Origin of the sequence: Haloferula sp., from assembly GCF_049672945.1 — a bacterium.
In the GTDB taxonomy this organism is placed as follows: Bacteria; Verrucomicrobiota; Verrucomicrobiia; order Verrucomicrobiales; family Akkermansiaceae; genus Haloferula.
Map to the genome: position 1 here is coordinate 1 of NZ_JBATWY010000208.1, position 10,559 is coordinate 10,559.

Genomic DNA, 10,559 nt, shown 5'->3' on the forward strand with positions numbered 1-10,559 from the left:
TCTTGGCACATCCGGTCTGAGCCTGCGTACTGCCCGTGTGCCCACGACCGCTGATTGGCTCGTCCTCCTCGCCGGCTTCTTCGCCGCGGTGATGAATTCCGTCGCGGGCGGTGGCACCATGCTCACCTTCCCCGCCCTGCTGGCTGCCGGGCTGCCGCCGGTCTTGGCCAATACGACCTCAACGGTCGCCCTTTACTTCGGCATGCCCGGCTCCTTGTGGGCGTTCCGCAAGCGGCTCGCCGAAGTGAAAGCGTGGATCCTCCCTCTTGGCATCGTCTCCCTCCTTGGCGGCTTCGCCGGTGCCTGGCTGCTGCTGAGATTCGATGAATCCGTTTTCGAGCGGATCGTCCCCTGGCTGCTGCTTTTCGCCACGCTACTGTTCCTCCTCAACGGGCCAATCCGACGCTGGCTCAGGAAGCACGAAACCGAGGAGCCCGACCGCCCCAAGACCTGGGGTATCTTTTTCCAATCCGGTGTGGCGATCTACGGCGGCTACTTCGGTGCCGGGATCGGCATCATGATGCTGGCCGGCCTGGGTGTCCTCGGCCTTCGCGACGTCAATCGCATGAACGCGCTCAAAGCCCTCCTCGGCCTGCTTTGTAACACCTCCGCCGTCGTCCTCTTCATGATCAAGGGTGCCGTCGACTGGCGACTCGCGGGCTTCCTCCTCGCCGGCTCGATCCCCGGCTACTTCTTCGGCTCCCATTTCGCCCAGCGCATTCCGGCAGTCGCGGTGCGTGCGATTGTGGCGATCATCGGGATTTCGATCGCCGCGCACCTCTTTTGGAAACAGCTGAATCCTTGACGCGTGAAGGTTTTTGAAAAAACTTTCACAATCCTTTGAACGTTTAGCGACCTGAAAGGTCTATCTTTGTGAACGCTGCGATAAGCAGCTTCTTTGTAAGGGTAAAACAGCACAGTCGATTTCCCATGGGTGTGGGATCTTTGACAATTCAGGCCGCCGGACGTGGGACTCCGGCGGCCTTTTTTTGCCTCCACACCACTAGAAAAGGAGCCTCCTTTGCCAATGGGAAAAAAGAAGCCAAACCACGGAAAACGCCGGACACACGGAATTTTGAGAAAGGCAAATTCCACCCCCTGGAACCCAAAAGTTGCGCCATCATCAGAACGCAAGAGCCTCTCTCTTTCCCACGTATTCGGTGGATTCCATGGTTCCTCGTTCAAATTCCGGGACTGAAGCCTCAGACTTTATTTAAAATTTTTTGAACGTCTGGACACCTTAAGGGTCTATCCCCCTGAACGCTGCGATGAGCAGCTTCTTTGTAAGGGTAAAACAGCACAGTCGATTTCCCATGGGTGTGGGATCTTTGACAAATCTAGGCCGCCGGACGTGGGACTCCGGCGGCCTTCTTTTTTGTCGAGCACGAAGGTCTGAAGAAGAACGCAAGTTCGGCTGGTTTCGTATGCAGGGTTACTTAGCGTCACCCCATGGCCGCTATTGAGTCCGCTCCATTTTCAGGTCCGATCGCAGTCGTCGGGCTGGCTGCGAGATTTCCCGGTGCGAATACGGTTCAGGGGTTCTGGGAGAACCTCTGCCAAGGCACTGAATCGATCACCTTCGGCGCGGGCCCTTCCCGGCCGGGACACGTGAATGCAGCTGGCATGCTCGAAGAAGCCGATCACTTCGACGCGTCTTTCTTTGAAATGAGCGGACGGGATGCGGCACTGACCGACCCGCAACACCGGGTCTTTCTCGAACTCGCCTGGGAAGCGCTTGAAGACGCCGCCTGCGATCCACGACGTTCATCGGCGATCGTTGGAGTCTTCGCCGGTTGCGCCCGCAACAGCTACTTCGCCCATAATCTGGCAGGCCATCCGGAAATTTCTCAGGAAATCGATCGCTATCAGACCATCATCGGGTCGGAAGATGACTACCTGGCATCACGAACCGCGTTCAAATTGGATCTTCGCGGACCGGCGGTCACCGTGAAGACGGCGTGCTCCACCTCGCTGGTCGCCCTTCACCTTGCTTGTCGAAGCCTGCGTGATGGGGAGTGCTCGATGGCTTTGGCGGGGGCGGTCTCGGTCAAGGTGCCTTTTGATGAAGGCCATCCGATCCGCGAAGGCAGCATGTATTCGCCCGACGGACATACGCGACCCTTCGACCGGGATGCAAGCGGTACGCTCTTTGGTTCCGGCGGGGGCGTTCTGGTTCTGATGCCTCTAACAGAGGCACTGAATGCCGGTCATACCATCCATGCGGTGATTCGCGGTACGGCCATCAACAACGACGGAGCTACGAAGGAAAGTTTCACCGCGCCCTCGATCAAGGGTCAGTCCCGGGTGATCCGCGAAGCGCTTGCGCGTGCGGAAACGGATGCGGCGAGCATTCACTTCATCGAAGCGCACGGCACCGGCACCCAGCTGGGAGACCCGGTCGAGCTGGATGCGCTCAACGAAGTCTTCAGTCAACGTGGAACCCCGCTCCTGATCGGATCGGTGAAAGGAAACATCGGACACGCCGATGCCGCTGCCGGAATGGCCGGCTTGATCAAGTCCATCCTTGCCCTGCGTCATCGGACCCTGCCCCCATCCATCAACTGCCCGAACCCGGTCACCCTTGATTCCAATTTCGAACTGGCAGCCCAGCTTCGTCCGATCAAGATCACCAATGGTTGTCCGCTGCGGTGCGGTGTTACCTCACTAGGATTTGGAGGTACCAACGCCCACGCGGTGTTGGAAGAGGCACCTCCCACCGAAAGCCAGCCGGTTTCACGCGAGTGGCAGATACTAACGCTATCCGCCCGGAATGAAACCGCGCTCGCTACGGCGTGCGAACGCCTCGCCGACTATCTCCGCGAGAACCCGGACAGCTGTCTTGCCGACGTGGCATGGACCCTCCAAGTGGGAAGGCGCGAGTTCACTCACCGTCGCGCGGTGGTTTGCCGGACGGTCGATGAAGCCATCGCCGCCCTCGAAGGTCAGGCACCGCGCCGCAGCTTTTCTGCAGAAGCGAAGGAACCCGCCCGAAAAATCGCCTTCACCTTTCCGGGGCATGGTTCGCACTACGTTGGAATGACTCGTAGGCTCTATCAGTCCGAACCTGTCTTCCGCGAGGCGCTTGATGAATGCGCCGAAGCCCTTCTCCCCCATCTCGGCTTCGATCTGCGGCCGACGCTCTTTCCCACACCCGAATTCGAAGCGGAAGCGCAGGCAAACATCCTGCGGACTGATTACATCCAGTCGTCCCTGTTCATGATCTCCTACGCTTTTGCCTGTCTTTGGCGTTCGTGGGGTGTCCGACCTTCAGCGGTGATCGGCTACAGCATCGGTGAACTTTCGGCCGCATGTGTCACCGGCATGCTGAGTCTCAGCGATGCGGCCAAACTGGTCGCCGCGCGTGCCTCGCTGATCCACACCTTACCTCCGGGTGCGATGCTTGCGGTCGGGCTTTCGGAGGAAGAAGTTGCTCCCTTTCTCAACGACGAAATCGATATCGGTGCCCTGAGTGCGCCCCAGCACACCATTCTATCCGGCCCGCACGCCGCGATGGATACCGTGGAGAAAAGGCTCAGTGAAGCGCGCGTCGGTCATCGGCGCATCGAAGTCCCCCACGCCTTTCATTCACGCATGATGGAACCCGTGCTCGGCAGCTACCGCGAGGCCTTGCTCGACGTTTCATTCGAGGCTCCAAATTGCGACTTCATCTCCACCGTCGATGGCTGCCGCCAGTCAAGCGAGGCTCTGGCCGATCCCGGCTACTGGCAGCGTGAGATGATCGAACCGGTTCGCTTCTCTGATGCCATCGTGACTCTCGCTGCCGAACCGGATTGGACCTTCCTCGAAGTCGGACCTTCACAACTCCTGAGCGCGCTGACTCGAGGACACCCCGCAGTGGGAAATCACCACGTGGTGCTCTCGTCGAATCGTAACGAGCGCGATGCCACGGACGATGTCGAATTCACGATGATCGCGGCTGCCCGTCTATGGCTCAACGGGCACTCCCTCGATTGGGCCGCCCTTCATCATCACCAGCAGCGTACCCGCATTTCCCTGCCATGCTATCCCTTCCAGCGTCAGCGCTATTGGATCGACGCACCGGCCGTTCGCTCGACCTCACCGAAACTCTCCCTCCGCGAATGGACCGAGGAAGCTTCTTCTCCGGAAACGGCAAGCGAAGAACGAGCGAACGATACGCGTTCGCAGACCGAAATTCAGATCGCCGCCATCTGGTCATCCCTTCTCGATTGCCAGACGGTGAAGGCGCAGGACAACTTCCTCGATCAAGGCGGCAACTCACTGACTGCGGTGCAATTGCTTGCTCGGGTTCGCGAAAAGTTCGGGCACATGATCCCTCTGCGCGAGTTTCTGGAAAATCCGACACTCGGCCACATTTGCGCGGCGCTGGATTCCGGAGAAACGGGTGATGCCGACGACGATGAAACCCTGCGGGCTTTGCTCGACGAGATCGAAGCGATGTCACCCGACGAAGTCAGCGCCCAGCTCTGCTCAGTTCCCGAGCCCCCTGAAGCTCTCGAACTGTTGAACACCGCGCGAAAGCCTTCGATTGATCTATCCCTGATGTTCTTCGCTGCGGACGCGGACGCCGGCTCGGATCCTTATCGTTTGGTGATGGATGCCGCCGGCTTTGCAGATCAGAACGGCTTTTCCTCGGTCTGGATGCCGGAGCGTCACTTCCATCGATTTGGCGGGCTTTACCCGAATCCCGCAGTCCTCGGCGCCGCCCTCGCAGCCCGCACCCAGCATGTCGGCATTCGCGCCGGAAGCATCATCACCCCCCTCCACGACCCACTCCGTCTGGTCGAGGACTGGGCGATGATCGATCAAATATCCGGTGGTCGCGTTGGCATCGCCTTCGCCGCTGGCTTTCATCCGCGTGACTTCGCCCTCGCTCCCGACCGTTTCGAAAATCGACATGCCCTCACCGAGCAGATCATGGTGGAAACGCGAAAACTCTGGAAAGGTGGTGCAATGTCGCGAGTGGACGGAGCCGGAGACAGCTTCAAGGCGACCCCATATCCTCGCCCTCTGCAAAAGGAACTACCGACCTGGATCACTGCCACCCGTTCGATCGACACCTTCCGCCTGGCAGGCAAGCACGGTGCCAACGTTCTGACCGCGATGATTCGCCTGAGTGTCGACGAGCTGCGCGAGCGCGTGACAGCTTATCGCGAGGCGCTCTCTGAAAACGGTCACGATCCCTCCTCGGGTCAAGTCACGCTGATGCTCCACACTTACGTCGGCGCGGATGAAGCCGAGGTCCGACGCATTGCAGAGGGACCTTTGCTCGCCTACCTGCGTGCTCATATGAATTTCATGAACTCAAATGGCGAACCCCTTCGGCAGGAGGAAGCCAACACCTTGCTGGCCGATGCCTTCGAGCGCTACTGGTCGTCTGCCTCCCTGATCGGCACGGTCGAAAGCTGCGCCGAACGCCTGTCACAACTTCACGCCGCCGGTATCGATGATGTCGCCTGTCTCATTGATTTTGGCATCGATCACAACGCCGTCATGGGTGGCATGAAACACTTGGCGTCCCTCCGTACATTGGCCCGGAATCCGATTCCCACCGCATGAGTCTCACCGATCGCATCCGCTCGCTATCACCGGAACAGCGCGCCCTGTTAGAAGAGAAGCTTCGTGCAAAGGACCACGTCCCGAAACGGGACGTTTCCTCTCCTCCCCCGCTGTCGTTTGCCCAGCAGCGGATGTGGTTTCTTGACCAGCTCGAGCCGGACAACATCGCCTACAATTCGCCGGTCGCTCTCAGGCTCACCGGCACCTTGAATATCGAATTGCTGGAAAAGACGCTGAACCATCTGCTGGCGCGCCACGTGACGCTTCGTTCCCGATTCCCTGATTCGGGAGGACAGCCCGCTTTGGAGTATGCTGATCATTCGGAACTCCCCCTCCGGAAGGTCGACCTTTCCCACCTGACAAGCGAGGAGCGCATGGCGGCTGCCCGGCGTCTCGCCCGGGAAGAAATGCGGATACCCTTCGATCTGCAAACTGGACCGATCCTTCGTGCCTCGCTCTATCACCTCGACGCCCGACTTCACCTGCTCACGATCGCCGCCCACCACATCGCCACCGACGGCTGGTCGATCGGAGTGCTCGTCCGTGAGTTCTCGGAAATCTACGCGGCATTGCTTCAGGGGGATTCGCCGAATCTGCCAAAGCTATCCATTGACTACGCCGACTATGCGGCGTGGCAGCGCAGCTGGCTCACCGGAGCTCGTTTGGAAACGCAACTCAACTTCTGGCGCACACAACTTGACGGGGCGATTCCGGCGCTGGAGATCCCGACCGATCGTCCGCGTCCGGCAGTGCAGTCATTCAAAGGCGGCCGCGAGTCCCGAATCATTCATCACGCAACAAGCGCCGCGGCCCATGAACTGGCACGTTCGATGAATGGCACGCTATTCATGGTGCTGCTCGCCACCCTGAAAACCCTCGTTCACCGCTACACGAGGGAGACCGATATCCTGATCGGTGCTCCCATTGCCAACCGTCGCCGCCGCGAAATCGAGAATCTCGTCGGCTACATCGCGAACACCTTGGTGCTACGCAGCGATCTAACAGGAGACCCCGGTTTCCGGGAGCTACTTGGCCGAGTCCGCAACACCGCATTGGCGGCATTCGAACATCAGGACATCCCCTTTGAAAAACTGGTTGAGGAACTTCCCACTCCGCGAGAAACCAACCGCACTCCGTTTTTCGGAATCGCGCTGACCTTGCAGAACGCCCCCATTTCCGCATCGGCGATCCCTGGCTTGGAGCTCGACGTCCTGCGAGTCGACAACGGCACCGCCAAGTTTGACCTCAGTCTGGTGGCCGTGGAAACCAGCGCTGGTTTGCAGCTCACCGCCGAATACAGCAGCGATCTCTACAACCCATCGACCATCCGCCGATTCCTCGGGCACTTCGAGGTGTTGCTTACCCATGCCATCGCGACTCCCGAACAAAAGATCTCGGAACTCCCGATCCTCACCGAGGAAGAATCGCACACGCTTTGTTCCCTTCCACCCGTGAGCGAGTTCCCGGTCGAATGCCTGCATCGAGGCTTCGAAAAGCAGGTTCGTCAGCATCCCGATGCGATCGCTCTCGTCGATGGTGCGCGGCGCATGACTTATGCCGAACTCAATGCCCATGCCAACGGCCTTGCCAAGCGACTCCTCGACGCGGGTGTCGGTTCCGAATCCATGGTGGCGCTGTTGCTTGATCGATCGGCAGCACAGATCATCGCCATTCTGGCGGTTCTCAAGGCAGGCGGAGCGTACGTTCCACTCGATGTCGGAAACCCCTCTCAACGCCTGAAGCTGATTCTGGACGACAGTCGTGCGAAGGTCGTCATCACTTCCCGGAAGGACCAACAACACCTCCCCGGAACCGCTGCAGCCGTGATCAAGATCGAAGAGGTCACCCCCTCCGACATCAATCCAGACCAAGCGGTCACTCCGGCCAATCTTGCCTACGTGATGTACACCAGTGGTTCCACCGGCGTGCCGAAAGGAGTGATGATCGAACATCGCCAAGTGAGCCGCATGTTTTCTTCCGTCCAACACGAGTTCGCCTTCGGACCCGACCTCGTTTCCACCGTTTTTCACTCCTACGCTTTCGACCTTTCGGTCTGGGAAATCTTTTCCGCACTGCTCCACGGCGGCCGCGTGGTAAGCGTGCCCTTCCTCACCAGTCGCTCGCCTCATGCCTTCCTCGAACTACTCGAGTCGGAAGATGTCACGATGATCCTCCAGACGCCATCCGCGTTTCGTGGCCTCCAAGTCATCGACGACGGACGCCCGCTCGCACTGCGTCACATCATCTTCGGTGGTGAAATGCTTCCGATGTCGTTGCTACGGAACTGGATCCATCGCCGTGGCGACGAACGCCCGGCATTGATCAACATGTATGGCCCCACGGAGACCACCGTTCTGATGACTCATCGCCGCATCAGGGAAGACGACTTGAAGGGTGGGAGCATGATTGGTATCGCCTTCCCCGACAGCCGCTGCATTGTGCTCGATCAGCATCGCAAGCCAGTTCCGATCGGCATGCCGGGAGAACTCCACGTCGGTGGTCCGTGCGTGGCACGTGGTTACCTGCGCCGGCCCGAGAAACAGGCTGAAGTCTTCCTTCACGACCTTCCTCCATGGCCCGGCGTCTGGTATAAGACGGGTGATGTCGTCAGGCTCCGCGAAAACGGAGACATCGAATTTCTGGGACGTGAAGATGCCCAGCTGAAGCTCCGTGGCTTTCGTATCGAAAAAGGCGAGATCGAAGCGGCGATCTGCCAACTCCCCGACTTCAGCAACGCCGTCGCCCTTGTTTTCGATGATCAGTTGGTGGCCTACTGTGTCACTCGTACTAATCCCTCGGACATTGACCAAGAGAGGCTCGGAAAACACCTCGCCGAGTATCTTCCGAGTTACATGATTCCCTCCTCGTTCGTGTTCCTCGAAGAACTCCCCCAAACCATCAACGGGAAGCTGGATCATTCGGCCCTGCCTGCTCCCGGAGCGACAAGCGCCTTGCCGAACCATAACTACATCGCGCCTCGGACAGCCGATGAAAAGGTAGCGGTGGAAATTTGGAGCGAGATCCTGCAGCGGGATCGGGTCGGACTCGAAGACGACTTCTTCAGGATCGGCGGTCACTCCCTGCTTGCCGCAGTGGTCATGAACCGGATGGAAAAGGCGCTCAATCGTCAAATCCCGCTGCGACTCCTCTTTGAGACCCCCACCATTTCAGGAATTCTTCAGAGTGCTGCAGGGGCGGCTCCCATGCAGGGAGATGAACCGATTGAGGAAGGACGATTGTGACATCCGAGGCCCTTTTATCCGAGTTGCTCGACGCCGGACTTCAGCTCTGGGCGGAAGACGACCAACTCTGTTTCCGAGGACCAAAGAGCGTCCTCACCCCGGAGCGTCGCAGTGCCCTCAAGGAGGCAAAGCCTGAACTCATCGGGCTTCTCGGTCAGCATCGCAAGCACGCCCCGGTGTCGGCGGGTCAGCGGCGCTTGTACTTTCTCGACCGCTTCTCTCCGGGCAGTCCTCTCTACCATATCCCCTGCTTCTGGAGTTTGAGCGGACCAGTCGATCCGTCGCTGATCGAGAAGGCGATCCAGACCATCGTTGATCGTCATGAATCGCTGAGAACGAGCTTCCGCGAGCTCGGCGGAAACGTCTACCAAGTCGTCCAACTCGAGCAAAAGATCCCACTGGAAATCATCCCGTCCGAGTCGGCCACCGCATTCACCCGCCGCTGGATGCAGGCACCTCTTGACCTGACAAGTGGTCCGGTTTTCCGCGCAGCCCTGCTCCCGGTTTCGGAAGCGGAGTCCCTGCTGGCCCTGTTGATCCATCACAGCGTCTTTGATGGGCGTAGTACTGAAATCTTTCGTGATGAATTCGGGCAGGCCCTTGATGCCTTGTCCAAAGGTACAGCGGTCAAGCTTCCCAAACTCATTTCAAGTTGCAGCGATCTTGCCGCCCGGCGACCGGACAAAGACGCGATTGCCGAAGCGCAGCACGATCTGGACTACTGGCTTGATCGTCTGGCTGGCGAGCTTCCCGAAACCCAGCTTCCCACCGATTTCCCGAGGCCCCCGGTTCGAAGCCACCATGGCGAGCGCTTCTCCATCCCGCTTCCCAAGGACCTGGCCGAGCGACTGATCCGCTTGGGCGAGGGCGAAGGGGCGACCCTTTTCATGACCGGATTGGCTGCTTTTGCCGCCCTTCTGGAACGCTATGGAGCGAATGGTGAATCCGTCATCGGAACTCCCGTATCGGGTCGACCGTCCGCCGAGTCGAATGCCCTCATCGGTTTCTTCGTCAACACCCTGGTGCTGAGGCTCGATAGCTCCGGTGATCCGACTTTCAAATCGATGCTCGAGCGTGTGCGCCAGTCGACGCTGAAGGATTTCGCTCATCAGCAGACTCCCTTCGAACGCCTGGTTGAGGAGTTGAAGCCGACCCGTGATCCAGGGCGGAGTCCACTCTTCCAAGTGATGTTCTCCGTCCAGGCGCGGATCCCCGATCTCATGGCGGGAGGGCTCACTGTCGGTATTCTGCCGATCCGACCGGAGACCGCGAAATTCGACCTGTGGCTCTCTCTTGCTGAAACCCGGGAAGGTTGGCAGATCACCCTCGAGTTCAGCAAAGACCTCTTTTCTCGGGAAACCGCCGAACGCATCGCCGGACACTACCTCCGCATCCTAACATCTGTAGCAGAAGCCCCCGGGAAAAAGCTCTCGCAGTTCGAAATCCTCGACGATCAAGAACGCTCAAGCCTCATTGAATGGAGTCGCGCCGAGGGCGACTATCCGAGGGACCTCTCGATTCCCGACATCTTTGAGCAACAGGTGGCGCGAACGCCGCACGCCACGGCCATCCTTCATGTCGATCGACAACTCGACTACCAAACGCTCAATGACCAAGCAGATCGATTGGCCCGCAGGATCATCGACACCGGCCTTCACCGATTCGGGATCATTGCCATCCTCACCAATCGAAGTATCGAGAGCGTCACCGCCATACTTGCCGTCCTGAAAGCGGGCGCGGCCTACCTTCCGCTTGATC

General features: G+C 59.2%; 4 protein-coding genes. All 4 read left to right on the forward strand.

Annotation, left to right across the window (positions count from 1 at the left end; translation table 11 throughout):
• A partial coding sequence (locus WBG04_RS18355) for a sulfite exporter TauE/SafE family protein (protein ID WP_424316168.1) occupies window positions 1-805 on the forward strand: 805 nt, incomplete at its 5' end.
• Window positions 806-1,449: 644 nt separating this feature from the next.
• On the forward strand, window positions 1,450-5,559 hold the full coding sequence (locus WBG04_RS18360) for a type I polyketide synthase (RefSeq protein ID WP_424316169.1): 4,110 nt from the start codon (window positions 1,450-1,452) through the stop codon (window positions 5,557-5,559).
• Window positions 5,556-8,801, forward strand: coding sequence for a non-ribosomal peptide synthetase (locus tag WBG04_RS18365; RefSeq protein WP_424316170.1), 3,246 nt, complete (start codon window positions 5,556-5,558; stop codon window positions 8,799-8,801). The genes WBG04_RS18360 and WBG04_RS18365 overlap by 4 nt, the downstream gene beginning before the upstream one ends.
• The coding region (locus WBG04_RS18370; RefSeq protein ID WP_424316171.1) for a condensation domain-containing protein at window positions 8,798-10,559 on the forward strand (1,762 nt) is incomplete at its 3' end. The genes WBG04_RS18365 and WBG04_RS18370, both read left to right, overlap by 4 nt.